At 49.3% G+C, this 25,669-nt stretch carries 22 protein-coding genes and 1 riboswitch; of the genes, 13 read left to right on the top strand and 9 right to left on the bottom strand.

Annotated elements, in window-relative coordinates; translation table 11 throughout:
* Positions 1–116: 116 nt before the first annotated feature.
* A complete protein-coding gene (locus D328_RS0104980) occupies positions 117–998 on the bottom strand; it encodes an Rpn family recombination-promoting nuclease/putative transposase (RefSeq protein WP_018883862.1) in 882 nt (293 codons plus the stop codon).
* 130 nt (positions 999–1,128) lie between these two features.
* Here D328_RS0104980 and D328_RS0104985 point away from each other — a divergent pair, with 130 nt between their 5' ends.
* The 3 genes from D328_RS0104985 to D328_RS31450 all read left to right on the top strand — a co-directional run bounded on the left by D328_RS0104985 (position 1,129) and on the right by D328_RS31450 (position 2,981).
* On the top strand, positions 1,129–1,833 hold the full coding sequence (locus tag D328_RS0104985) for a dihydroorotate dehydrogenase electron transfer subunit (RefSeq protein ID WP_018883863.1): 705 nt from the start codon (positions 1,129–1,131) through the stop codon (positions 1,831–1,833).
* On the top strand, positions 1,814–2,746 hold the full coding sequence (locus D328_RS0104990) for a dihydroorotate dehydrogenase (RefSeq protein WP_018883864.1): 933 nt from the start codon (positions 1,814–1,816) through the stop codon (positions 2,744–2,746). Before D328_RS0104985 ends, D328_RS0104990 begins: the two co-directional genes overlap by 20 nt.
* A 121-nt stretch (positions 2,747–2,867) precedes the next feature.
* Positions 2,868–2,981 (top strand): putative holin-like toxin, encoded by a 114-nt coding sequence (locus tag D328_RS31450; protein ID WP_018883865.1) that lies wholly within the window; start codon positions 2,868–2,870, stop codon positions 2,979–2,981.
* Positions 2,982–3,334: 353 nt separating this feature from the next.
* On the opposite strand, the gene D328_RS0105000 is transcribed toward D328_RS31450, so the two are convergent.
* Complete coding sequence (locus D328_RS0105000; RefSeq protein WP_018883866.1) at positions 3,335–5,641, bottom strand: GDYXXLXY domain-containing protein; 2,307 nt, start codon at positions 5,639–5,641, stop codon at positions 3,335–3,337.
* 162 nt (positions 5,642–5,803) lie between these two features.
* Between D328_RS0105000 and D328_RS0105005 the strand changes: the two genes are divergently transcribed.
* From D328_RS0105005 to D328_RS0105015, 3 genes are all read left to right on the top strand, one after another.
* Positions 5,804–6,571 carry a MerR family transcriptional regulator gene (locus D328_RS0105005; protein ID WP_018883867.1) on the top strand — a complete coding sequence of 256 codons (768 nt, stop codon included), beginning with the start codon at positions 5,804–5,806 and terminating at the stop codon, positions 6,569–6,571.
* Between the two features lie 251 nt (positions 6,572–6,822).
* On the top strand, positions 6,823–8,064 hold the full coding sequence (locus D328_RS30145) for a serine hydrolase domain-containing protein (RefSeq protein WP_018883868.1): 1,242 nt from the start codon (positions 6,823–6,825) through the stop codon (positions 8,062–8,064).
* Between the two features lie 167 nt (positions 8,065–8,231).
* A complete protein-coding gene (locus D328_RS0105015; protein WP_051091102.1) occupies positions 8,232–9,791 on the top strand; it encodes an acyl-CoA synthetase in 1,560 nt (519 codons plus the stop codon).
* 273 nt (positions 9,792–10,064) lie between these two features.
* Here D328_RS0105015 and D328_RS0105020 read toward each other — a convergent pair whose 3' ends face one another.
* The 4 genes from D328_RS0105020 to D328_RS0105035 form a co-directional block, all read right to left on the bottom strand.
* Positions 10,065–11,954, bottom strand: coding sequence for an ABC transporter permease (locus D328_RS0105020; RefSeq protein ID WP_018883870.1), 1,890 nt, complete (start codon positions 11,952–11,954; stop codon positions 10,065–10,067).
* On the bottom strand, positions 11,929–12,693 hold the full coding sequence (locus D328_RS0105025) for an ABC transporter ATP-binding protein (protein WP_025676801.1): 765 nt from the start codon (positions 12,691–12,693) through the stop codon (positions 11,929–11,931). Before D328_RS0105025 ends, D328_RS0105020 begins: the two co-directional genes overlap by 26 nt.
* Positions 12,694–12,918: 225 nt before the next feature.
* Complete coding sequence (locus D328_RS0105030; RefSeq protein WP_018883872.1) at positions 12,919–13,914, bottom strand: sensor histidine kinase; 996 nt, start codon at positions 13,912–13,914, stop codon at positions 12,919–12,921.
* Entirely contained in the window at positions 13,911–14,618 is a 708-nt protein-coding gene (locus D328_RS0105035) for a response regulator transcription factor (RefSeq protein ID WP_018883873.1), read from the bottom strand. The genes D328_RS0105030 and D328_RS0105035 overlap by 4 nt, the downstream gene beginning before the upstream one ends.
* 306 nt (positions 14,619–14,924) lie before the next feature.
* A riboswitch (purine riboswitch) is annotated at positions 14,925–15,028 on the top strand.
* A 183-nt stretch (positions 15,029–15,211) separates the two neighbouring features.
* Here D328_RS0105035 and D328_RS0105040 point away from each other — a divergent pair.
* Both D328_RS0105040 and D328_RS0105045 read left to right on the top strand, forming a co-directional pair.
* Positions 15,212–15,802, top strand: coding sequence for a xanthine phosphoribosyltransferase (locus D328_RS0105040; RefSeq protein ID WP_018883874.1), 591 nt, complete (start codon positions 15,212–15,214; stop codon positions 15,800–15,802).
* A gap of 110 nt (positions 15,803–15,912) precedes the next feature.
* Entirely contained in the window at positions 15,913–17,229 is a 1,317-nt protein-coding gene (locus tag D328_RS0105045; RefSeq protein WP_026281010.1) for a nucleobase:cation symporter-2 family protein, read from the top strand.
* 295 nt (positions 17,230–17,524) lie between these two features.
* Here D328_RS0105045 and D328_RS0105050 read toward each other — a convergent pair whose 3' ends face one another.
* A complete protein-coding gene (locus D328_RS0105050; protein ID WP_018883876.1) occupies positions 17,525–18,046 on the bottom strand; it encodes a GNAT family N-acetyltransferase in 522 nt (173 codons plus the stop codon).
* A 255-nt stretch (positions 18,047–18,301) separates the two neighbouring features.
* Positions 18,302–19,099: a VLRF1 family aeRF1-type release factor gene (locus tag D328_RS0105055; protein WP_018883877.1), complete on the bottom strand. Its 798-nt coding sequence runs from the start codon at positions 19,097–19,099 to the stop codon at positions 18,302–18,304.
* Between the two features lie 300 nt (positions 19,100–19,399).
* Between D328_RS0105055 and D328_RS0105065 the strand changes: the two genes are divergently transcribed.
* Entirely contained in the window at positions 19,400–20,023 is a 624-nt protein-coding gene (locus D328_RS0105065; RefSeq protein ID WP_018883879.1) for a hypothetical protein, read from the top strand.
* Positions 20,024–20,219: 196 nt separating this feature from the next.
* On the opposite strand, the gene D328_RS0105070 is transcribed toward D328_RS0105065, so the two are convergent.
* The gene (locus D328_RS0105070) at positions 20,220–21,038 is read right to left on the bottom strand and encodes a glycosyltransferase family 2 protein (RefSeq protein ID WP_018883880.1); all 819 of its coding nucleotides are present in this window, start codon (positions 21,036–21,038) and stop codon (positions 20,220–20,222) included.
* A gap of 283 nt (positions 21,039–21,321) precedes the next feature.
* On the opposite strand from D328_RS0105070, the gene D328_RS0105075 reads away from it, so the two are divergent.
* The 4 genes from D328_RS0105075 to D328_RS0105090 all read left to right on the top strand — a co-directional run bounded on the left by D328_RS0105075 (position 21,322) and on the right by D328_RS0105090 (position 25,601).
* The gene (locus D328_RS0105075) at positions 21,322–22,017 is read left to right on the top strand and encodes a response regulator transcription factor (RefSeq protein ID WP_018883881.1); all 696 of its coding nucleotides are present in this window, start codon (positions 21,322–21,324) and stop codon (positions 22,015–22,017) included.
* Positions 22,004–23,038 (top strand): HAMP domain-containing sensor histidine kinase, encoded by a 1,035-nt coding sequence (locus tag D328_RS0105080; RefSeq protein ID WP_018883882.1) that lies wholly within the window; start codon positions 22,004–22,006, stop codon positions 23,036–23,038. The genes D328_RS0105075 and D328_RS0105080 overlap by 14 nt, the downstream gene beginning before the upstream one ends.
* Positions 23,039–23,294: 256 nt before the next feature.
* Entirely contained in the window at positions 23,295–24,401 is a 1,107-nt protein-coding gene (locus tag D328_RS0105085) for a nuclear transport factor 2 family protein (RefSeq protein ID WP_018883883.1), read from the top strand.
* A gap of 198 nt (positions 24,402–24,599) precedes the next feature.
* The gene (locus D328_RS0105090) at positions 24,600–25,601 is read left to right on the top strand and encodes an asparaginase (RefSeq protein ID WP_018883884.1); all 1,002 of its coding nucleotides are present in this window, start codon (positions 24,600–24,602) and stop codon (positions 25,599–25,601) included.
* The last annotated feature ends 68 nt before the right edge of the window (positions 25,602–25,669 follow it).

Genomic DNA, 25,669 nt, shown 5'->3' on the forward strand with positions numbered 1-25,669 from the left:
GATGTAGTATTTTGTGCGGGTCGGAAAGGCTGAACAAGGGCCCGCGAAATGAACACAGCCACTGTGAATAGGTTAATCCTATGACAGTGGCTTGTGTGATATATAGTGTCTTATTGTCATTGAGATTTCAGTGCTAGAACTTCTTCCTCCGTTAATCCACTTGCCTGGGCAATCACTTTGATTTCCATCCCCATAGATAACAGATTCCGGGCAATCTGTAAGGCTTTGTTGCGCTCACCTTGAGCCATACCTTGAGCCATACCTTGGGCCATACCTTGGGCCATCCCTTTTTCTGCCGCCCACTCCAATGCTGAGGCTTCATCGTGAAGGAACTTTTGCCTTTCCTCATACCGACGCCGTGCCTCGCGATCTTGGCTTAAGAACTCTAGGGTAGTCATTGCTTTCTTCAATGTCGGTTCGTTCATTTGCAGCACCTCCCAGTTCGATTTATCTGTCCCTTTGAGAAAGAGTAACCAGTTCAAAAGGCCGCCCTCTATTGGTATAGAGGTATTGTCCAGCTTGGATAACTCCATAATATGGACTTCCAGATCATCGGTTAATTGGATACCTGTATAGTCTTCACGCAGATGAAATACATGATGATAACGTGACGATTCCAATAGAGAGTAATTAAGGATATTGATCGTGACACACTTCTTTAGCTCTTTGTACGTTTGCCTTTCCTGAAGCTGGCCTGAGTACCGCTTACTCCAGTAGTACAAGGTACGTTTTTCTATGTCATATTTATTGAACAGCTGCATCTCAATATTAATGTGTTTGCCAGTAGCCGTCTTAGCCCATATATCGAAAATAGACTGTTTGTCGAGCGGAGCATCCTTATCAGTGTACGGATTGAGCAAGATAATCTCTTTTAATGGCTGTTCGCCAGCTTCTGCGAAAGTGCGATTAAGAAAAGCAAGAAGTACATCCTTATTTTCCTCACTACCGAAGATTCGTTTGAATACAAAGTCATTTCGAGGATCCAGCAACTCACTCATCACTAGTCATCTCCATTTTTATAATATTATAGCATGATCCTGCGCTTGTTTTGAAGGTGAGTGATTCATTTCACATGTGAAATCCGCCCTTTGTATTATAGTGAGAGGAATGCAAAAGGGGAGGTTCACTGTGGCTAAAGTAATCTCAAATGTCCGGTATGCTCCGGATATCAGTGTGTTGAAGGTGGAGGGCAATTATGCAGGCGCGATGGGGCAATTTTATATGCTGCGCTGCTGGGACAGCTTTCCCGTGTTGTCACGTCCGATCAGTATATATGACATAGGGGACGGCTATATCGCATTCATGTTCCGAATCGTCGGCACGGGGACAGAGCTACTCTCCAGATTGCAGCCAGGAGACGAGGTCCAACTGGAGGGACCATTTGGTCAAGGCTTCCCCGAGGTGGAAGGCCGCATAGCACTGGTAGGGGGAGGCATGGGAACAGCACCTCTATATATGGCTGCCAAGCGGTATACACAGGCTGAGGTATTTCTGGGATTTTCGACAGCGGCCTTTGGCGTGTCTGCTTTTGAGGAACGGACAAGTCAGGTCACGGTTACGGTAGGTGCCGAGAGTATTTTGGAGCATGTCCAGCCTGAGCGCTATGAGTATATTTTTGCCTGTGGTCCACATCTGATGCTGGAGGCGCTGGCTCACAAGGTAGAGGGGACGGGAGTACGATTGTTCCTGTCTGCTGAGAAGCGTATGGCCTGTGGGATAGGGGCCTGTCTGGTATGCTCTGTGCAAGGACCCCATGGCAATCGCAAGGTATGCAAGGATGGACCCGTATTTGAAGCAGGGGAGGTGGATTGGAATGCACTCCATGACCTGTAATATAGCAGGGGTAGAGCTGAAGAATCCGGTCATTATGGCCTCCGGTACCTTCGGCTTTGGCCGGGAATATGCGCAGTTCTATGATCCTTGTCTACTGGGTGGTATTTCTGGCAAGGGCATTACGCTTCACCCTCGCGCGGGGAACAAAGGCTCGCGGATGCAAGAGACGGCGTCAGGAATGATGAACAGTGTAGGTCTGGAGAATCCGGGAGTGGAGGCCTTTCTAAGGGATGAACTGGAGTCCATGACACAATGGGATACCGCGGTTATGATCAATCTTGGAGGAGCCGACATCGAAGAATACGTGAAAGCAGCGAGTATTATCAATGATGCCTGTGCTGCTCAGCGTCGGGAAGGACTACGGACAGCGGATATGCTGGAGCTCAATATTTCCTGCCCGAATGTGAAGGAGGGCGGTATGCAGTTCGGCATCCGCACCGAGGTGGCTCGTCAGGTCGTACGAGCGGTACGAATGGCAACAGCTCTTCCGCTGATCGTGAAGCTGTCTCCGGGAGCGGAGGATTTGACGGCTATGGCGGTCATGTGTGAAGAGGAGGGGGCGGACGGCATCTCGCTGGTCAATACCTTTCAGGCTATGAAGATTGATATCCGTCGTCGTCGAAGCGCCTTCCAGCAGACTTATGCGGGTCTATCGGGACCAGCGATCAAGCCAATCGCTCTACGGATGGTCCATCAGACAGCCCAAGCGGTGCGCATCCCAGTCATAGGAATGGGAGGCATCACCTCCGCTGAGGATATCGTAGAATTCATCATGGCAGGGGCTGCCGCCGTGCAGGTAGGGACGTATAATTTCATGAATCTGCGAGCAGGGGTGGAGCTGATCTCAGGCCTGGAAGCATGGATGAGACAAGAAAAGGTACAAGCTCTGGATGAGATTAGAGGAATTGTATAGTTTTATATATTTTTGTTCGCTTTTTCGTTCTCTAAAACTGAGGTATATGTTATAATATTCCATAACAACAGAATGGCTTAGATGGGCGGTCGGCTAGTCTCCTGTAGGGGAGGTGAAGCCTGTGGAGGTGAAGGATGCACTGACACTCATGATGACGTTCGGTTCGCTGCTGATTGCGCTGATTGGACTTGTCGTCACCATTGTCGTTGCACTGACCCAAGACAAAAAGAAATAGACCGCCCTGTCGAAAGGTAAGCGGTCTATCTCATGTACCAATGCCTGCAGCCTACCGCCCTTGTAAGCGGACTGTTGCCGAAGAGTAAGGATGCGCCAACATCCTTACTCTTTTTCTATAGACGATAGAATATAATCTGTCTACAGTGGAGCTAACCATTCTATCATCATAAGAAAAACTTCCGCTAAGTGCGGTCTGTCTTCTGTGAAGCAAGTCGACAGATGTTATTCTTAGGGTACACAATCTTTTTACATTTTATCACAAAGTTGGTCATATTGACAACGGAGCATACGCCTTAATCTGCAGCTTTCATGGGCTATTGTCTACAGGAGTAGGTCTCAATCCCATCCACATTAATCCTGCCCTACGCTCTCCAGAATGGCATCCCCGGCAGCGCTGATACGGATGTGGGCATAGCGGGCATTTGTCTGTACATCCAATCCAGTGCCTTCTGGAACAAAGTAGCTCTCAATACCATAGTAGATCCCACCACCTCCGGACATCCTGCCGTTCAGCACGAGCTCTCCGGTCTCAAGCGTCTCACCAGACTGATATAGTCGTTGGAAGGTGTAGACCCCGTCGGCACCCGGGGCAAGAACGACGCTTACCCGTGCTCTATAAGGCATTGCAATCAGCGTCTCCTGTGCTGGAGATGGCGGATTTGAGATGGTATAGCCCAGTTGTACATAGTCCCCTTGCAGCAGTGAGCGGGGGTCCACTGGCACGAGCTCCAGCTTCACCGTTGTTCCTGACTGCAGTAGCGTCTCCTTGTAGACTGTCACAGAGCCGATGTAAGCCAACTGCAGTAGAATCACCAGCCCGATGGCAATCGTACGTCTGCGAATCAAGCTGTTGTGCGGTATGGAGTCAGCCGTCTCAGAGCTACCTGCGGCCCGACGGGCAGCTATATAAGCGAGCACCAGTGCAAGGATACCCAAGAGAGCCAGTGTCAGAGACTTGTGCAGCAAGGGCCATAAAAGGTCATAATACTGGAAGCCGATAAACAAGAACCAGAACACCACGCTTATAGTCGCATGAAGTATCCTATGCTGCTGGAGGTATCGGAATGCCAGATAAGTGACTACAATAAAGTTCAAAATATTGAACATTAAGTGACCGTAAGGGATTGCGGACTGTAGGAAAGTCAGCCACAACAGGAAGAGCAGCGTGAAGAACAAGCTACTTTCTCCGAGATGCTTGCGTGCATTCTCATGCAAGGACGGGGCTGTCAGACGGGAGTGAGCAGCCAGAAGTCCTCCGTTGATCAGAGCCAATATCATCATCATGTAAGTGAAGCTGCGCGGTACGTCATCCAGCAGCTGATACAGCATCATGCCCATGCTGAGATTCCAGATGGCATGCGTGGCCCACAGCTGTGTCCGTCCTTCGGAGCGCAGCCATCCAAGTCCGATCAATAACGTGATGATAATGGATACAGCGAGGTTATCTATCCATAGTGCAGCGATGACCCCGATAATGTATCCGATGCAGAGCATCGTATAACGAATCACGGAATCCACGGAACGCCATATCGTCATGGAGACCATGAAGATTAGACTCAGAGCGAGCAATCCATACTCTGGATGCGACAGTCCGGTGGTAATGAGCGCTAGCCCGATCAAGGAAATGCTTCCGATCAGAATTCCTACGATTTTAATGATTCGGGATACAAGTACGCTCATGATCGAACGTGCATCGTGTGCCGAATTTGATGGTACAGGCTTCGATTCTAGGCTGTCTGTCGGGGCAGCACTCTCCCGATCAGCGTGTGCTTCATCGACACCAGATTCGGCATTTCTGGTCTGCTCCAGCCTGCGCAAATAGCGAAAGAACAGTACGTTTCCCGTCAGCAGCGCTGCGACGAAGATCAGGCCGTACAGAAAAAATAGCGTCGACGAGTGATACACCGTCAGCTCAATGAATTTGAAGACCGCGAAGCCCGAGACAGCCAGTGCATTCAGAGCCACGAAGGTCGTATTGAAACGTACATGAAGGAAGTAATAGAAGCCTGCTGCCAGAATCCCCACCCAGAGCACATTCAGATACACTCCATAGGTCTCGTAATAGAAGGAGTTGGACAGGAACCAGAGCGTAATGTGCAGTACGACGAAGCTAAGTATACGCAGGGCGGGTGAACGTAGTCTGCGACTCTCGATCAGGATGAATAGCACCAGATTCACCAGCAGGAAAATGAATCCATACATAAGCATATAGGGCTCTTCATACGCCATGAATACAGAGGACGGTATGAAGTAGAACCATAGCGCCAGATGTACCAGAAAGTACGATAATACATGAAACGCTGGATAGCGCGTAATCCAGGCCAAGAGCAGTGCAGGGATGGACCAGACCAGAAACAGCACATAGCTATTGGCGTGAGCATTGTAGATCTGATCCAATAAGGCAACCGCCGTTCCGAAGGAGATACAACCCCCGACTAGCACAATGTTTGACAGGAAATGCTGATGTCCGAATAGCCCCTTCATGCGGCTCAGCACAAAGGATACTCCATAGAACAGGATGACAAGTCCGGTCGCCAGAGAAATCTTCTCCAGCCGATCCATGCCACCCCAGTTCGCAGCGAAGAAATAGATCATGGCTGACAGAATGAGCGAGATTCCCAGCAGAAAGCCCAGTCGCACCGCTTGAAGTCGTAACATGAGTTCCACAGATCCTTTCCCGGTTGCGCGTAATGTGAGTGTAGATGCTTTCATTATAGAGGACTTTACCTTTGGCTCCAAATGATAAATCAGGTAAGAATTCAGGTATTGACCCTCACGCTTCGTGATACTTTATAGTCAGTGATGAAGGGAGGATGAATCATGGCCATGAGAGTAAAAGAGGTCGCCAAGCTGGCAGGCATTAGTGTGCGCACACTGCATCATTATGATGAGATCGGTCTGCTCGTCCCCAATGAAGTGACTACAGCAGGATATCGCCTGTACTCGGAGGATGACCTGGCTCGGCTACAGCAGATTCTGTTTTTCAGGGAGCTGGACTTCCCGCTCAAGCAGATTCAGGAGATTCTGAGCAGCCCTTCCTTTGATCGGGTAGAGGCACTGGAGCTGCAGCAGAATATGCTGCGTGAGAAGCGACGAAGGCTTGATGTGATGATGGATACGATTGAGAAGACTCTGAAATCTACAAGAGGAGAGATAACGATGACAGCAAGCGAACAATTTAAGGGCTTTGATTTCGGGAGTAATCCCTATGAAGAAGAAGCACGCAAGCGCTGGGGCGATGAAGCTGTGGATGGGGCCAATGCCAAAGTCAAGGGAATGCCCGCAGCTGAGAAGCAGGCCATGTCTGATCGCATGAATACTATTTACTTCAGGCTCGCTGCATTACGAGATGGTGCACCGGACAGCGCGGAGGCCCAGGAAGCGATCGGGGATTGGTATGTTTTTCTCAACAGCATGGGTAGTCACAGCTATACGCTGGAGGCCTTCAAGGGTCTAGGGCAGATGTATGTGGATGACGAACGTTTTACCCGCAATATTGACCAATTCGGAGCAGGACTTGCTGTGTTCATGCGGGATGCCATGGAGGTCTATGTTGATCGGCGGGAGGACGTACAAGAGAATAACTGACAAGAGAAGAAGGATAAGAAACTCACAGTTGATCTAATCGTGGTGCTAGCTGTGAGCTGGAGCCCAGTAGGAAGTAAAGTGCAGGCCGCTTCAAAGTCCATGATTTCAGTGGTGCTTGGAGCGGCACTTTGGGCTTGTTTACCGTATCAAGGGATTATAATCATATTCATTCTCTGCGGGTAGGGGATAGAATTTATAAGGTAGAATGCATAGAAATCGGCCTAGATGATGGAGGAAGGAAGTGAGGAGCAATGAACAGCTTCGCTGAATTGAAGAAAGCTCTCTCCCGCCTTATGGAAGAACACGGCACTCCGGGGATGAGTGTGGCTGTCCTACAGGGTGGGCAGGTCGCGTGGAGTGAGGGGCTGGGAACGCTGGAGAGAGGCACAGATCGTCCAGCAGTGCAAGACAGTCTGTTTCATGCCTGCTCCATGAGCAAAATGGTGACAGCATTAGGAGTGCTACGTCTTGTGCAGGCGGAGCGGCTCAGACTGGATGCGGATGTGAACGAGTATCTTGGGTCCTGGAAGCTGACAGAAGGCCCGAACATGAGGATTTCTATGGCACAGGACATGGGTCATGAACGGGAAAAGGACAGAGTTGGAGCTCGAAGTGAAGAGGTAGACCAGCATATCTTCGTCAAGCATATGGATGAAGTATCGGATCAGAGCTTGCGTCAGGTCACGGTTACCTTATCGCAGCTTCTGGCTCATCAGGGAGGGCTTGAGGACCCGGAGGGCAGCTTTGATGCATGTCAGCCTGGTGATAAGGTGCCCGAGCTGGAGGACATTTTGGCGGGACGCACTCGATATCTCCAGCAACCTCTGAAAGTAAGCTATGTACCAGAGAGTCGGTTCAGCTACTCGGATGCGGGCTATTGTGTCATCGAGCAGATCGTTAAGCAGGTGACTGGTTTGCCTTTTGCGGAGGCCATGGATGAGCTGGTCATAGGACCACTAGGGCTTCGACGCACGTCATTCTGGAATTCGGCTGCCGATCCTGAAGGAAGGACATTGCCCATGGATATTGAAGATATGGATATTGAAGGTGGGCGCGGTATTGCGGCAGGTCATAACGCTCAAGGAGAGGTCGTCCCTGGCAGACGAGCCTATTATCCTTATCAGGCAGCTGCAGGGCTGTGGACCACGGCGGAGGATTTGGCACGAATGCTGGTTGTGCTTATGGAAGCTTGGCGAGGGGAGTCTCAAGCATTCCTGCGATCAGATCTGGTTCGTTATATGATGACAGGCTTTGGTTGTGAGCCAGCTGCGGGGCTTGGTATCTTCCTGCATTCCGCCGATGATGTTCTTCAGATCTTGTCCAGAGGCTGGGGAATCGGCTTCCAAGGCATGATGGTAGCTTTTCCAGAGCTCGGAATGGGTGCTGCTGTCCTGACGAACATGGACCCCGGCAGACCGCAGCAGGAGTCGGTGGTGGGTGCTGCACTTCGCGAGATAGCCAAGGCCTGTTCTTGGCCCGGGTCTCAAGGGTAGAGGATTAGAATTATATTAGGGAAAAAAAGAATATTGGTTGTCCTAGTACCAGGTCCTAGGATTTAGGAGTATAATATACATAGCTACACAATTGATCATAAGGGAGAGACCTGTCTTTGAATTTTGAACAGTGGATTGCACCTGAATATTATAATCTCACGGCCGAGATGGAGAATCACCCGGCGGAGCGTGTGGCGCTGCGTTGGCTGAGCGACCATGGAGACACGGAGGAGATTACATATGGAGAGCTTCTCGATAAGGCGAATCGTCTGGTGGCTGGGCTCCATGGCCTAGGATTAGAGAAGGGAGATCGTGTGCTCGTCATGGTCCCTAGGCAGATTATTGCCTATATCATTTATATTGCTTGTCTCAAGCTGGGCCTAGTTATCATTCCATCCTCTGAAATGCTGAGAGCTAAGGATCTCGAATATCGCCTGCGTCATTCTGAGGCTCGTGCTGTCATTGCTTGGTCCGATACGACGGAGGAGGTGCAGAAGATTGAAGCTGATCTGCCTGCCCTGGCACACCGTATTGTCGTTCATTCCTCTACGAGCATGCAGGAAGATGCATTCGCGACACCATCAGGCTGGGTGAATCTGAGTGAGCTTATGCAGGGAGCGCCAGATGCGTCTATTTCTGTACAGACTCATCGGGATGATATGGCGATCCTGGCGTATACTTCAGGAACGACGGGCAATCCCAAGGGCGTGGTCCACAGCCATGGTTGGGGATACGCTCATCTGCGGATTGCCGCATCCCTGTGGCTGGACATTCAGCCTTCAGATACCGTATGGGCTACTGCTGCACCTGGCTGGCAGAAATGGATCTGGAGTCCGTTCCTGTCCGTGTTGGGACGGGGCGCGACGGGTTTCATCTACAATGGTGGGTTCAAGCCTGGACGTTATCTGAAGTTGATTGAACAATATGGAATTCAGGTATTATGCTGCACGCCTACTGAATATCGGCTGATGGCGAAGGCAGAGGATCTGCCTGGCTATGATCTGTCCAAGCTGCGCAGTGCAGTATCGGCGGGAGAGCCGCTGAATCAAGAGGTGATCGAGATCTTCCAACGGCACTTCAATCTTACAATTCGCGATGGCTATGGACAGACCGAGAGCACGCTGCTGATTGGCAGTCTCAAGGATGCTCCGCTTCGGATTGGCTCCATGGGGCAGTCTATCACGCCGGGGCTAATCGAGGTCATTGATGAGGAAGGACAGCCACTACCGGCAGGTGTGGTGGGAGATATCGCTGTCCATCAAGATATGCCGGCCTTGTTCCGCACGTATTATCTGGACCCGGGTCGCAAGGAAGCCAGCATGCGCGGAGCCTATTTTGTCACGGGAGACCGGGCCAGCAAGGATGAAGAGGGGTACTTTTGGTTCGAAGGCCGTGGGGATGACATTATTATCAGCTCGGGCTATACCATCGGTCCATTTGAGGTTGAAGAAGCGCTTATGAAGCATGAATTAGTCAAAGAATGTGCAGTCGTTGCCAGTCCTGATGAGATGCGGGGGCATGTAGTTAAGGCGTTCGTGGTGCTGCGCAACGAATCTGCGGCCTCGCCAGAGCTGGCGAGAGAGCTACAGAATCACGTAAAGGCGATTACGGCACCTTACAAATACCCGCGCAAGCTTGAATTCGTGAGCGACCTGCCGAAGACCAGCTCTGGCAAGATTCGACGGATAGAGCTCCGTGAGCGGGAGCGCAACCAAGCGCAAGACTAAGCCAAGGCACTGAGTGTAAGGCACCAAGCGTAAGGTACCAGGCCCAAGCCAGAGTAGTGTGGTTGAATTTACATGATGAGGTGAAGTAGAGAAGCCTAAGCTTCATATTCATCGGGCCATCAGCAGGTGCTGGATGCTTGCCTTGTAGCCATGGCTGAGTAGCTCTGCACATACATCTAGAAGGACGCACGCAACGATCCGCCTTATAATAAAAGGGCCTGAAGCCGGGATACACTATCCTTTGGCTTCAGGCTATTTGCATTGGATTATGAATCACACCACGGACTGCACCTGCTGGATATAGAAATACCTAACGATGACGAAGTATATGAACTGGATTAGACAGAAGATACCTAGCACGGAGGCGGATTCCCAGAATAGGGAGTATTCGAACATGTTCGACAAGGCCGTCAGAGCCACGGCACCGTGCACTAATGCTATTACAATGGGAGTGAAGAACAGCAGGGAAATTTGCTGTGTAAGCACATGGCTCAGCTCCTGTTTGCTCAGTCCCAGCTTCGCAATAGCTTTGAATTTCTCTTTATCCTCATCCAGATCGCTATAGAGACGGAAGTAGAGGAAGCTGCCAGCTGATACGAAGAATACAATTCCAATGAACAAGCCGATGAATAGGATGGGGGCATAGCCCTTGATCGTATCATCCAATTGATAGTCCCTCGGAAGGAATTGATATTGATCTCCATATTGCTTAAGCGTGCCCAGCAGGGCTTTACCTGCTGCAATAGCGCCGGGTTGTCCTGCTTTACCGTTCCATGCATAATAATGCTCTTGCTCGGCTGGCTTGCCTAATTGCGATTGGATATGATCTGGAACGATAAGATAGTGTAGTGAACCCGGCAGTAGATGGGATGTGACCTTCTGCTCTGCCCGGAGAGTGAGCTTGGATGATGTGATGAGCGGCTTGCTCAGCAGCTCGGACTCTTTCGGTGCAGCAAAACCGTAATCAGCCCCTACGACTATTGGAGCGTTGCCCGCAAGCTCGATCGGATCTGCCTGCATCAATCCGGCAAAGCGGTTATACTCTGATAAGCTGATCATCAAGATAGGTTGTTTTTGACCCTCGATCTGATAGTAATTCAGTCGGACATCGCCTCGCGTAGCCTGAATCTGCTCACGTTGAAGTGTCGATTCGATCAACCGCAGATGCATCTGCTGCTCAGTGTCTCCTTGCTTGGATACATAGTGGAAAATGTATGGGTTTATTTCAATGAGAGGCTTGGTCAGCACCGTGCGGAAGCCATACAATGAACCAATAGAACAGAAGGCGACAGTTGAGATAATGGCTACCAAGAAGAACGTACGTGCATTATCCTTCATGCGGTAGGACAGGTCCGAGAATAACAGCATGTTCGTCTTCTTCCAGAAGATTTGCTCCTTCGATTTGAGCTTGCGAATCAGATAGACGCTAAGCTGTGTGAAGAATAGATAAGTGGCGATGCAGACCATGATGACTACAGGAACCAGCAGAAGTACCACTTCTACTCCCTTGGCGTTCAGGGATAACGTATAACTAATGCCAATCAAGGCAACTACCAGTAGCGATAGTAGTAGGGAAGCCTTGGGCTCTCCCTTGGATATCCTGTTGCTCTTGATCAATTGGATAAGCTTGCCGCTACGCAGCACCAACGCGATGAAAAGAGAGATGAGCACGAACAGAATCAGAAATGCGATTAGTGTTACTGTGATAGCCTGCCACGGAATGTAGAAGGGCAGACTGCCCCCAAGCTGGAGAATGTTCTCTCCGAGCAGCAGGATGGCCTTGGCGAATATAAGTCCAAGCCCGATACCTCCTGCTGAGGCTGCGAGACCGATCAGCATATTCTCCAGGAAGACCATGCGTCGCAGTTGCCCATCCGACATGCCCTGCAGCATCAAGAGACCGAACTCCCGCTTACGGGATTGCAGGAACGTACTCATGGAGTACAACACGAAGAAGAAGGAGAATACATAGATAATCCATTTGGAGGAGGACAGGGCTGTAGCGGCACTGCCATGCACATTCTCTCCGCTGAGCATCGGATGATAAGCGAAGATCGAGAAGGTGAAGAACACCATTACCGTGAAGAGGCTGCTCAGGAAATAGGCGGCATAGAGACGCTTGTTCCTGAGGACATTATTAAACGCGAATTGACGAAATGTCATGGGTATGGCCTCCTAACAGTGACAGCGTATCGATAATCTTTTGGAAAAAGGTCTGTCGGTTATCGCCACGGTTAATTTCGGTATACAGCTGTCCGTCGCGGATGAAGATGACCCGGTGGCAGTAGCTTGCTGCCATGGCGTCATGAGTTACTAGCATCATGGTTGTGCGCTGCGTATGATTGATCCGCTCCAGCATTTCCATGACATCGCGCGCAGATTTGGAGTCCAGATTACCAGTAGGCTCATCCGCTAGCAGTAGCTTGGGCGTGTGAATCATTGCTCTGGCAATGGCTGCCCGTTGGGCCTGCCCGCCTGATATTTCGTATGTGCGCTTGTTCAGGATGCCAGTAATGCCTAGCTCATCGGCAATATTGCGAGCCTTCTCCTTCATATCCTGCACCTTGTGACCATCCAGGGTGAGAGGTAGAACCATATTCTCCTCTACCGTAAGAGTGTGCAGAAGATTAAAGTCTTGAAAGACAAATCCCAGCTCACGCCGCCGGAATCGGGCCAGTTCATGCTTCTTCAGCTTCCCTGTATCCCGGCCATCCACCAATATACTCCCGGTTGTTGGTTCATCAATGGTAGCAATCATATTTAGCAGTGTTGTCTTCCCGCTACCCGATGGTCCCATGATTCCGACGAATTCTCCCTCCTCAATGGTGAACTCGATATCCGTCAAGGCTCGATAAGCGATATTGCCAGTATAGATTTTACTAACTTTATTGACATTCAGCATGACAGCTTCCCCTTTCTTCAGCATGCCGCATAAGCCTCGCAAGATCAGCTACCATAACAGGATAGGACCTTCATCGCATCGACTATGCTGGCTGCCTTTCAGTTGTGCATCTATCAGATGTTCACAGTATAGTGCTGATGCCTTCATCTGAACCATCGAATCAGCTTTCACTTTTATTACATGCGTGTAAGGTTGGGGATGCCTTCCATGCTTCGTTCCACTCGTTCAGGCGGATTCACGGTGGAAGGAGGAGAAGAGAATGCGGACGGTTGTCCCTTCGCCTTCTATGGATTCCAGCTCAATACGATGATCCAGGCGGTCAGCAGCCTCCTTCGTCAGATACAGACCCATGCCTGTAGATTCGCGGAAGCCTCGACCATTCGCCCCAGTGAAGAACGGGCTGAAGACACGCTTAAGATCCGCAGCCGGGATACCAACACCTTGGTCCCGGACTTCGATGTAGGCCTGCTTCCCTTTCGCGCCAGAGGTAATGAGTACCTTATCATGCTGGCCAGCGGAATACTTGACCGCATTAATCACAATCTGCGAGATCATGAAGAAGAGCCATTTCTCATCAGTATCGACGCGAATGTCTTGTAGGGTACGAACCTCTGGATATACGTGACTGCGAATGAATAATCGCTTGTTATCATGCAGCACCTCGTTGACGAGCTTGGCCAAGGTCACGGATCGGACGTGAAAGTCCTGCTCAAAGCTACGCAGCCGGGCCATGTACAGGACGGTGTTCAGATTGGAGCGCATTTGCTCTAGCTCTGCACGAATGCTCGCTCCCTCAGGCTCATCCATCTGTTGTACGGTTAGCTCGATGACCGACAGAGGTGTCTTCATCTGATGCACCCATTGGTCCATGAAGGTCAGATGCTGACTTTGCTGTGCCTGGGCATGGTTCAGCTGGGTCTGGTAGTGCTTGTATTGGGTATGCAGCAGCAGCTCCAAAGCTTCGGAGATCGGTGCTGTGTCCATGGTGCGGAAGGAGGCATCCAGCTTGAGCATAGGTTCACTCAGACGCTGATAGTAGCGACGTCGGCTGATGTAGTGGTAGATGAGATAGCAGCTGAGCAGGAATATTCCAAGGAAGATAGAGTAGAGCGCTGGCCGAAGATTACGGTAGCCGTCCATCCAATAGATGGACAATATGAGTACAAACTGAAGGCATTGCACTACAACCAATAAGGCGTGCTCTCGCAGGAATAATCTCATCGCTCCTCCTCCTGCAGCCAGGAGGTATTCAGCCGGTACCCTGTACCGCGCACGGTCTCAACAGCATCCTCGACGCCCAGCTCCTGGAATTTTTTGCGGACCCGAGTGATATTGACGTTCAGTGTATTCTCATCTACGAAGGCTTGGTCGTCCCACAGCTTCTCCAGCAGAGCTTCTCTACTAGCTACCCGGGGATGGCGTTCCATCAGGCTCTCGATAATATCGGATTCCTTGCGTGTCAATGTCACGGTTCGGTAATCCAGACTCAATTCCAGTCGCTCTGGGTAGAGGCGTAGCCCGGCCTTCTCTAGTATCTGCTCCGTAAATTGAGCGGCATATTCTCCATAGGCGCGACGCAGGTGGCTGCGGATCTTGGCCATCACGACTCCATAATGAAAGGGCTTCGTAATATAATCATCTGCCCCATTCTCCAGTGCCATGATCTGATCCATCTCACCAGCACGAGCTGATATGAACAATACTGGGCACGTAGAGACAGCCCTGATCTGTCGGCACCAATAGTAGCCATCGTAACTGGGCAGATTCACATCCAGCAGGACCAGATCAGGGGAGTGGTTGTGGAATTCATCCAGTACATGCTCGAACCGGTGGGGCTGAACCACCTCATAGCCATACTTTGATATATGTGATTGCAGCAATTCTGCAATTTTGGGGTCATCCTCGACGATCATAATTTTTTGCATCACATAGAACGCTCCTTATTTAGCAAGGTGTACTTGTACTCAAATATCTTAACCTTACATCGTACAATTGTACTGATCATATTCAGTATGAATCTACGGACCATTATAACATTCGTGTGCAAAGTGTACCGATCAAGTCCATCATGGGCGGACAGCTGTGCTGTGAGAGGTGTCCTTCTACTAGCTGCTACGACGGGCATTAGCGTATAGAGGGTACAAGTATGCTAAAAATCCTTGAAACCTGTCCGCAGAAGGTGTACTATACATGTTACCGTCAACAGGCATGTTGTCTGATTCGTGAGAGGTAAGCAAGACAACATGCAAGCTCATATAATCTTGGGGATATGGCCCAAAAGTTTCTACCGGATGACCATTGCAATCGTCCGACTATGAGTGATAGCGTATCTAGGGTTCCGTTTCTTTGCCGTGGGCAAGGAAAGGCTGGTCCGAGCGATACGGGCACAGGATGACTGTGCTACACCTACAGGGACAAAAACCCAGAAGGACAGGTTCACTTGAGCGAAGTACGTCAAGGGATCTGTCCTTTTTTGCGTTTTCTGAACAACCGCACATAGAAGGAGAGAGATTCGAGCATGAAAGTATTACAAGAGCGTATTCTCCAGGAAGGCGAGATACTGTCCGATACGGTCCTGAAGGTAGACTCCTTCCTGAATCATCAGGTGGATCCCATGCTGGCTTTGGAGATTGGACGGGAGTTCGGTCGCAGATTCCAGGACGAGCAGATTACCAAGGTACTGACCATTGAAGCGAGCGGGATTCAATTTGCCATGGCGACAGCGATTGATCTCCAGGTTCCATTTGTCTATGCCAAGAAGAAGAAGGCAATCACACAGGGTGAGCAGGTATTCTCCGCGCCCGTACACTCTTTTACCAAAGGCGAGACCTATCAGATCAGCCTTGCACGCAAGTATCTGACCCCGGGGGATAAGGTACTGATCGTCGATGATTTCCTGGCTACAGGCGCTGCCTTGGTAGGCCTGGCGGATATGGTGGCGGAGTCAGGTGCCGAGCTGGTCGGCGTTGGCTGTGTCATCGAGAAGAGCTTCCAGGAAGGACGCGGATTGCTGGAGGAGAGAGGCATTCGGGTGCACTCACTGGCACGCATCGCTTCAATGTCCCCTGGACAGATTGAGTTCATAGAAGAAGAGATGTACATCTATTGAGTCGTAAGAAAGAGATATCTATATAAGGCAAGTAACTGTACAAGATAAGTAACTGTGTAAAAAAGAGTACTGGTGAGTTCGATTGAATTAGAGGAGAAGTGAACGTGAATATGTTAAGTAGACAAAAGATTTTCGCACTAGGCTTCCAGCATGTCATGGCAATGTATGCCGGTGCTATTGCGGTGCCGCTCATTGTAGGTGGAGCTTTGGGGCTGACTCCTGCCCAGATGGCGTATCTGGTCGCAGCAGACCTGTTCACCTGCGGGCTGGCAACACTGCTGCAGATTATGCGCAGCAAGTATTTCGGCAGCGGTCTTCCGGTGGTATTGGGCTGTACCTTTACAGCGGTGGGGCCGATTATCGCCATTGCTTCAACCTCGAACCTTGCGACGGCCTATGGCGCCATTATACTATCCGGGTTATTCGTCGTGCTGTTCGCACCACTATATGGGAAGCTGCTTCGCTTCTTCCCAACTGTAGTGACGGGCTCTGTCGTTACCATCATTGGGCTTACACTCATTCCAGTAGCGATGAACAATGTAGCAGGTGGTCAAAATATGCCTGATTTCGGCGAACCACGCAATCTGTTGCTGGCTCTGGCTACACTAGTGATTATACTGCTGGTTAATCGACTGGCTACAGGTTTCCTGCGTGCCGTCTCCGTCCTGCTGGGCTTGGCTGTCGGTACCGCTATGGGCTACTTCATGGGTATTGTTAGCTTTGAGGCTGTTGGCTCGGCGTCCTGGCTCAGCATTGCACAGCCCTTTTACTTCGGTAAGCCCGAATTCAGCGTGATGGCTATTATTACGATGATTATCGTGAATATCGTCAGTATGGTGGAATCGACGGGTGTGTATCTTGCAGTTGGGCGTGCTACCGACCAGAAGGTCGAGCAACGCCAGATTGTAAACGGACTTCGCTCAGAGGGAGCAGCGATCATGCTCGGCGGCCTTCTGAATGCATTCCCGTATACCGCATTCTCTCAGAACGTTGGCCTCATTACCTTGACGCGAGTGAAGACACGCAAGGTAATCTTCGCGGCGGGCGCAATTATGGTCGTGCTCGGGCTGCTACCCAAGCTGGCCGCATTAACGACGGTGATTCCTAATGCTGTTCTGGGCGGAGCCATGATTGTGATGTTCGGCTCGGTAGCTGCGGCGGGTGTATCTATCCTGTCCGAAGTGAACCTGCGCAAGGAGAGCAATCTGCTCATCGTAGCTTGCAGTATTGCTGTGGGTCTTGGTTCAGCTGCTGTACCGCAAATGTTCGATCAGGTGCCAGAGTGGCTCAAGATGCTCCTGCAAAGTGGCATTGTAACAGGCTCCATCACAGCGATCGTACTGAATATATTCCTTGGCAATCGTGCAGAGGAGCCAGAGGTGACGACCTCGGATCTGCCAGCTCCAGATGCGCCTGCAACGAATTAAAGAGCGTATCGGATAGACGATTAAGCTTATAAGTTTATAAACGTATGGACGAAGCTTATGGAAGCTTGTGCTTGTACTAGTATAAAAACGTTGTGATTGCGGCTCATGGCTGTGATCACAACGGTTTTTTATTGTTAAATAGGACTTCACCAGCTACAAGTGTATTCATAGTACAGATAAGCCCCACTTTATTCCTTGGCATTCCAATTTACTCATGGAATCCACCTCAACTTTGAGGCCTCAGACTCATCTAGCCTGTCTTGCCTCTAGGCTACCTAGAATAGTCTCTTCAACTCTACTCCGCTGCTTCTACTCCGTAGACCTCTCTGTATAAAATTCCCCGATAGTCCTTGAACTGCTGCGGTGTTAGTGGAGAGGGATAGCTCATGATAAGCAGCTTCAACTCGTTCGCATTCTGGCGAAGTGGAGGCTGCACATAGTCGAATGCATTGAGACAAAAGCCAAGTCGTTCATAGAATCCGATGCGTCGCTTAGCCATCTCTTCCTCCGGTGGCTCTACCTCCAGAATAATCGGTCCCTCTGCTTCTCTCTCCTGTATGAACTGTTGAATCATGCGTGCCCCGACACCTCCCCCTCTTAGCGTGGGGTCTACTGCTAGATGCTCAATGAATGAGAACCCCGGCAGTCTCCACCCGGCTAGGAGGGCGGTAACTCTACCGGACGCGTCCTGCTCTGTATGAAGGGAATAGTAGGCATGATGTAGCAGCTGCTGTTGGTGCTCGAATATACGAAATTCGCTCTCTGGAAAGGATAGCTCCATGAGCTGATACACTTCTGTGAATGGTGTGTAATTCATAGTGGATGTCACGTCTCCATTTTGTAATGTGATTATGAATATGATTTTGAATCTCGCCTATAAGTTTATTGTAACGCAAAAAGCCCTTCCTGACCCCCGACGGAGCCATGGAAGGACTTGAATTAGTGTATTCTATACTCGCCCTGCATATCCTACGTTGTACAGTACGGGCTACAGTACGGGATCAGGAGACGGCTTGTCCAGTGCGAGCTGAATGACTGTAAGGGCGCTCAACATGAGTGAGCGGGACAATGGTCAGGCGCGGATAGCTGAGTATACCCCATTCAACACCTCATGAGCAGGTGCGCCGTTCATGTTTTTCGAAATGACTCTTGTCTTGGCGAAATCACATTCCTTGGATAGCTCTGCGGCCAGGGCTTTCTCACCTGTGAAGATGAGCTCCTGCCAACGCTTTTGCTTGGAGAAACGCTGCAATACAGGGATGATTCGTTTCATCCAGCGCTGTTTGTTCACAGCGATCCGCTCATCGTAGTTCTCCTTCTGAGTACGACCTGACACTTTCTTGACACTCTCGGCACCGATATGCTCACGCCAATTCTCTGTCTGACTGTCCCAATCGAAGCGATACTCCTGATGAATGTTGCCGAGTAGAGTATCCAGCACCCGGATATGGTCACTGCCGACCTGAATGACACCTGCAGCCGGATATTGAGTGAATACCTCGTTCATCTCATCCAGATGGGGAGAAGACTCCCAGTAGAACGCATTGGGGAGCTGCACCTGCAGCTTCTCCAGAAAATACAGATCGCCGGAGGAGCTTGCTATGACAATAAGCCCTTTCTTTAGCGTTGTGCGATGACTGTTGATGTCCTTCTCGACCTTGGCACAGAGGCGCTTGAGCGTCTTCTGCTGCTCAGGGCTTTCTCCCGAAAGAGAGTACTCCATGAGCTTCTTCAGCCCATTCTTCAGACGTAGCGGCCATTCGGCGTTGGCACCATTGGCGGTCTCGGTATTGAGATAGATGGTCAGGAAGCATTCGGATGAAGATTGTTCATACTGCTGAACGGCCTTCCACTTATCAATCCATTTCATGTATGCATCATCCTCCTTAAGCTTGATTACCACACATGAATAAAAGTAAACAAGCTAGTTATAGAATACATATATGGAAAAAAGGAGGGAAATGGAGCCTGAACTACTATGGGGGAGGAACAGGTTGATTAGAGGCAAGTCGACAAAATTTTTCAAGGTGCAATTCGCTATAAACGTTCCAGAGGTCTGTGTTCAATCTGGCCTAAGGTCCAGTAGGGAATCCGTGCGCAGGTCTGTTCTTGAGCAGCAGGGTTGGAATTTATAATTAGCCTCAGTACGTTGTAATGAGGTGAATCGGTAATGAATCACAATAGGGAAAAGGTTCGGCACATTCACAAGCGCGATGAGGCCAGTCTATATGTCCTTCTGACAGACACTGGCACATGGTTCAGCACGCTCATCAAGCAGGTAACGTCGGCACCATACAATCATGCATCGTTGTCGCTGGATGCCAATCTGAAGGATCTATACAGCTTCGGACGGAAGCGGCCCTATAATCCATGGGTAGCGGGCTTCGTCCGCGAGGACGTGTATGGGGGTGTCTATCGGCGCTTTCCACATACGAGGTGCATGCTGCTTCGTCTGCCCGTCAGTTATGGACAGAAGGAGAAGACAGCGTGCCTGCTGGAAGCCTTTGAGGAGCATGAGGGTGTCTATCGGTACAATCTGGTAGGGCTATTTGGTGTATTGCTGAACTTTAGCATTGAGCGGGACAATGCATTTTTTTGCTCGCAATTTGTGGCAGAGGTGCTTGGACGGACAGGAATCCAGCTGTGGGAGCGTTCATCTGGGCTGGTAACACCGTTTGATTTTGGTTGTCATCCTGCATTTGAGATTGTCTACGAAGGGTATCTGTATGATTACGCAGGACTGGATCAGTCCCGAATGCAGAGCAGAAGTCCTGTATCATTTCAGGCTTTGTAGCAGGATACACGGCTTATTAGAAGAGGAGAGGACCCTATTCGTTGTGAGGGATATAGCATGGTATAGCTGACCAGGATGCTTCTTAAGTAGTAGGCTCCTCCATTAGAGGGGGATTGCATGCTACTTTAGTACCATATTCTTGCATGCTAAAGTAGTGGGTCAAAACGACTGAAGAAGTATAATCTTATAAATCGCTTCAGCTATCGGGACCTTCTTCTGATCTTATTTCCTGTAAGCCAGCAAGCAGGTAAAATTGCTGCTCAATGTTCTTCTCTACAAATATTTCAGCCGTGTCCACAAACGTAAGCGCTCCGTAAACACGACGATTGTCGATATACTGAGGAATCCCGGCTTTTCTAAGTCCATCGCTGAAGATCACATACTCATACCGATAACTTTCATCATCATACTGCACATATTGCAGAAATTCCTTGCGAATTAAATAGGTACAATGAATGACATCCACCTGAATCAAACCCTTGGTGGTTCCATAAAAAATATCATAGTACTGGGTAGATGATTTCAAATAACCGTTCTCATCGGTCTGATGATGATAATTGGAGTAGAGGCTTTCCAGTGAGTCAGCGAGCCTTAATAAAGGCCCTATCACCGGCATTCCGGTATTCAACAGGCTTTCAACCGTGTCAGGAGCAATGAAATTGTCACAGTCTGCTACAAAATAGTGAGTGTCTCTGTCCAACGCCCATTGTATGGATTCCTGTCTGATCCTTCCCAACACTTTAAGCTTGAGGCTATTCCATTCATGAGGACTGTAGTTCTGAACCGGCTCTTCAACATCGCTGTCATCGAAGTAGACTTCATGATAAGCACCTTTAACTTCCTCGCTCCACTCTTTCAGGATTTCTCCAGTGCGATCATTGTTGTTATTCGTCCGGATATATAGATTGATTTTTGAGGAAGGGTATGTTTGCTGTTCAAGCAATTTCAAATACAGCGGTAAAACATGCGCCTTGTCTTTAGCTAAAATAGCTATAGTTAATACATCCTGGGACATCCGAGGTTCTCTCCTTGTTTTGAGATACGGTAACCGCTTGATCTGCCATATACTTTAACAGTTCGTTATCTCCAACAGTGTATGCCCAAAATTGAGAAATAGTCCCCAGCTTACGAATATACATTAGGGGGATATTCTTTTATATAATGAAGCAGCGACAGCGAGGGATGAGAGACTACAGTTTCTGGACTGTCGCTATTTCAGTAACTAACGTGTCTTAATGATTTACTTTTGTTCAACCTTTCGCAGATATGCTTTATAGTAATCTAAAAGGAGGGCTTGTATGATTACAATTCTTATCGTTGAAGATGATGAGATGGTGCGTCTTTTGACGAAAGCGAAGCTGAGCCCGTTATATAAAATCAAAGAAGCAGCTGATGGCAAAGAAGCGTTGGAGGTTCTTGACCGCGAACATATTGAGCTGCTCATCGTGGATATTCAGATGCCAAACATGAATGGGTATGAGCTGGTGCGGTCCCTGCGGAATGTCAACGATATGACGCCTGTGATCATGCTGACGGCCATGAACACCTTTGCTCACAAAAAGGAGGGCTTTGCCTCAGGCGTGGATGATTACATGACAAAGCCCCTCGACTATGAGGAACTTATTTGGCGTATCGAGGCATTGCTACGGCGAGCACAGATTGCCAACGAAAAGCGAATTGTGATTGGTAACCTCTTGATGGAACAGAACACTTTTTCCGCTAAGTATAACGAAGAGACTATTCCACTAACAAACAAGGAATTTGAACTGCTGTACAAGTTTCTCTCCTATCCCAATGTCGTATTCACCAAACAGCAGTTGATGGATGAGATTTGGGGTTACGATTCCGAAACGGAGTATGATACCATCAAAACCTATATCAGCCGTCTGCGCAACAAGTTCTCGATGTGCAAGGAATTCGAGCTGGTATCCATTCGGGGACTGGGTTATAAAGCGGTCATCCATAAGATGGGAGGCGGCAATGACACGGTATAAACAAGGCGAAATCTTTAAGCTGGTTCAGTTCCGGTGGGTTCTCATTGCAGATGCAATCGTAGTTGTCGGCGCAGTGATGGCCTATGGATTTATCGCTACATACTGGCTGGGCATGACGAGGGAGAACGCTCTTTCCATGCTGGCTATCATTCCGCTTATGATGATTGCTGTCGGTTTGGGGACATTTTTTACGCTACGGTCCGTTCGCCGGAAAATGGGTGATCTGTTAATTGGAATACAAGAGGTATCCGCTGGTAATCTGGAGGTTCGGTTAGACAGCAGAAAGGCAGAAGAATATGCACCGATCTATGATGGATTTAATCGCATGACTTCAGAACTGAAGAACACAAAGGCAGAGATGCAGAACTTTGTGAATGAGTTCTCTCATGAATTCAAGACGCCGATTACTTCAATCTCCGGATTTGCCCAACACCTTATTGATACAGGAGATGGCATTGAGAGCCCAGAACGGATTCAGTATCTTCAGGTCATTGCCGATCAATCCCTTCGTTTGTCTGCTCTGTCTCATAACATGCTCCTGCTTTCCAAGGTCGAAGCCTGCGAGATCATCACTGAAAAAGAAACATTCGACTTATCCGAGCAAATAAAACGTTGTGTAATCCTGCTGCTTCCAAAAATTGAACACAAGAAGATTGAGCTGGAGCTGGATGTAGACGATATACTTTATGTGGGCAATGCGGAGTTGATCGAACAGGTCTGGATCAATGTGCTTAGCAATGCCATCAAATTCACGCCTGAATATGGGGAAATCAAAATCTCCGCCAAATGCACCTCAGATCAGCTTACGCTTACATTTTCAGACAGCGGCGTGGGCATGGACGAAGCAACTGCCACGCGTATATTTGAGAAATACTACCAGCACGATACAACCTCCACTGTGCGGGGTAACGGCATTGGCCTGTCCATTGTTTTACGTATTATTTCCCTGTGTGGCGGTAAGATTCATGTAGAGAGTACACCTCAGGAGGGAAGTACCTTTATCATCGAGCTCCCCGTCTAACGAGTGCAGTATAACCGAGTGTAATATAATAGAGATAAAAAAACAGTTGAAGCACAAACCTTGGTCAAGGTTCGTGCTTCAACTGTTTTTGCTTGTGCGCACTTATCGTGAAAAATCGGTTTGATTTTACTTTGGCTCAACCTTCGCAGGCTAAGATACGAACATCAACAAGAAAGGAAGTACCCTTGTTCAACGACCCACTGTCTGGTGGGCAGTAAGTCTATTAACCTGATGAAATTATGAGAGGAGAATCATTTTGAACAAAAATATAACGAAGGTGTTGGTGGCGGGTGCGACAGCCTTGGCCATCATGGTTGTTGCTGTGGGGTGTGGAGCGAAAACGGGTTCGGGCCCTGCTGTGAGCGCGGCAAGTTCGATCCCAAGTGAGTCTGCGGTCGTTATTTCTGATTCCTATGATAATACTGAGGAGCTATCGGCTACTTTTCCGGTCATCAACCCTACCCCCATTGACACGCAAATGGGGAAAAACATTCAGAATAGACTGCTGAATGGGTTTGAAAACTGGAACAGAGGCTATGATGCATGGGAAACCTGGGGCGACATTCTGTATACTGAAGATTCCCTGTACAACGTTCATGGTGTGAAGCTCACCTTGAAGGAATATCAGGATTCCATGAATGCGACGCTGCAGTCCAGCGACATTCAGATGGGCAACTTCAATAATATGATCATCTCCGGTGACTGGGCTGCGATTCGCTACGATATTTCAACGACCAACAGACAGACCCAAAAAACTTCGGATGGAAGTGTGATGGAGTTTGTGCACTTCAAGGACTATGGAGATCAGCTGGGCACCCGAGTTGTGGAAGGCTGGGCAGGAACAAAAGGCGCAGATTTTGCTGGTCTGACGACCTTCCAGACTGACGCTGCGAAAGCGGCACAGCAGGCAGCATTGGATGCCATCGTGAATGCCACGATTCCCGATACAACGGATCTTGTAGCCAAGTATCCTGTTACCTATCCCACGCCGATCGAAGATAATTTGGCTAAGGAGATTCAACAGGCCATATTGAACGATTTTGAAAATTGGAATAAAGGTATGGATGCTTGGACGGAAGGCGCAGATTCCTATTATGACAGCAACCTGCAGTACCATACGAATGATACAACTATGACTCTTGAGGAATACAAGGCTTTCGTCAAGAACGCTTCTGAATCCACCGAAGTAAAGCGTATTCGCTTTGATAGTATGATAATCAGTGGAGATTGGGCCGCCATTCATTACAGAATTACCAATCAGGACACGAAGACTGGCGAGAAGACTGCCGGTGATGTGATGCAGTTCTTGCATTTCGCGAAGGACGGCGACAGCGTGAAAGTGATTGAAAGCTGGACCAAATAAGTCTCCAGTGCTCCGTGTGAATGAGTTCCATTTCAAGTCCTCCTGCCGTATAATGAAGTCAATTTTAATTTTGTACAACTCACGCTCAGCATCGTATAAATCGGGTCTATTCCTGATGTGTTTACTGCTGTGTTTTCCCCTTGAGTAATTAGGGGATGCTGAGGGATAACATATTGGCTTTCGGAAGGACAGTGCATTGTGAAAAACATACTTTTTATTAATACCGGGGGCACGATTTCATCCTCTCACCAAGAGCATGGATTAACCCCGACGCAATCGGCAGATAACATTCTGGAGCAGATTCCCCAGTTGCGCACGATCTGCAGCATTGATGCGCATGATCTTATGAGCATGGACAGCACGAACACGCAGCCAGAGGACTGGGTGCTGATGGCGCGATTGGTGCGAGATTCGTTGCCGAAGTACGACGGGATTGTCATTGCACATGGTACGGATACGATGGCCTACACCGCCTCAGCACTGAGCTTCATGCTGGGTGCGCTGGATAAGCCCGTAGTACTGACCGGATCACAGGTGTCTATTCTGGCCGAGAATAGCGACTCGCAAAGGAATATCATTGATTCCTTCGTGACAGCCTGCAGTGAAGCAACGGGTGTGTTCGTTGTATTTAATGGCAAGATTATCAACGGCCCGCGCTCCTCGAAGATCCGCACGCGTAGCTACAATGCCTTTGAGAGCATTAACTATCCTTATATTGGACTCGTGGAGCATGGAGCGATTGATTTCACGGAGGGGCTGTTGCCTGCTACACCCGTGGACCATGTATATAATGAGAGCTACTCGGCTGGCGTGTTCCTGCTACGCTTGATTCCAGGCACGAATCCGGGGATCTTCGATGCGATCCAGGCTCTTGGCTATCAAGGGATTGTCATCGAGGGCTTCGGCATGGGCGGTGTCCCATTCAAGGAGCGCAGCCTGATCGACAAGATCGAGCAGCTCATGAAAGCGGGTATTAGCATAGCTGTGACGACTCAGTGCCCGTATGAAGGTGGCGATCTTACGATCTATGAGGTCGGACAGAAGGTGCTGGAGAAGGGGGTTATCCCCGGCTATGATATGACGACAGAAGCACTTGTGACCAAAATGATGTGGGCACTCGGTCAGTCCACGGATTCGAAGGAGGTTGCCCGCATCATGGCAACCAACTATGCGAATGAAGTGACCATTCCGAATTCGTGACGCCAAGCTGAGCTTCTCGGGCACTAGGGATCATCATTTAGCGTCCGACCAAGGTCAGAGACTATTCT

Source organism: Paenibacillus massiliensis 2301065 = DSM 16942 (assembly GCF_000377505.1).
In the GTDB taxonomy this organism is placed as follows: domain Bacteria; phylum Bacillota; class Bacilli; order Paenibacillales; family Paenibacillaceae; genus Paenibacillus; species Paenibacillus massiliensis.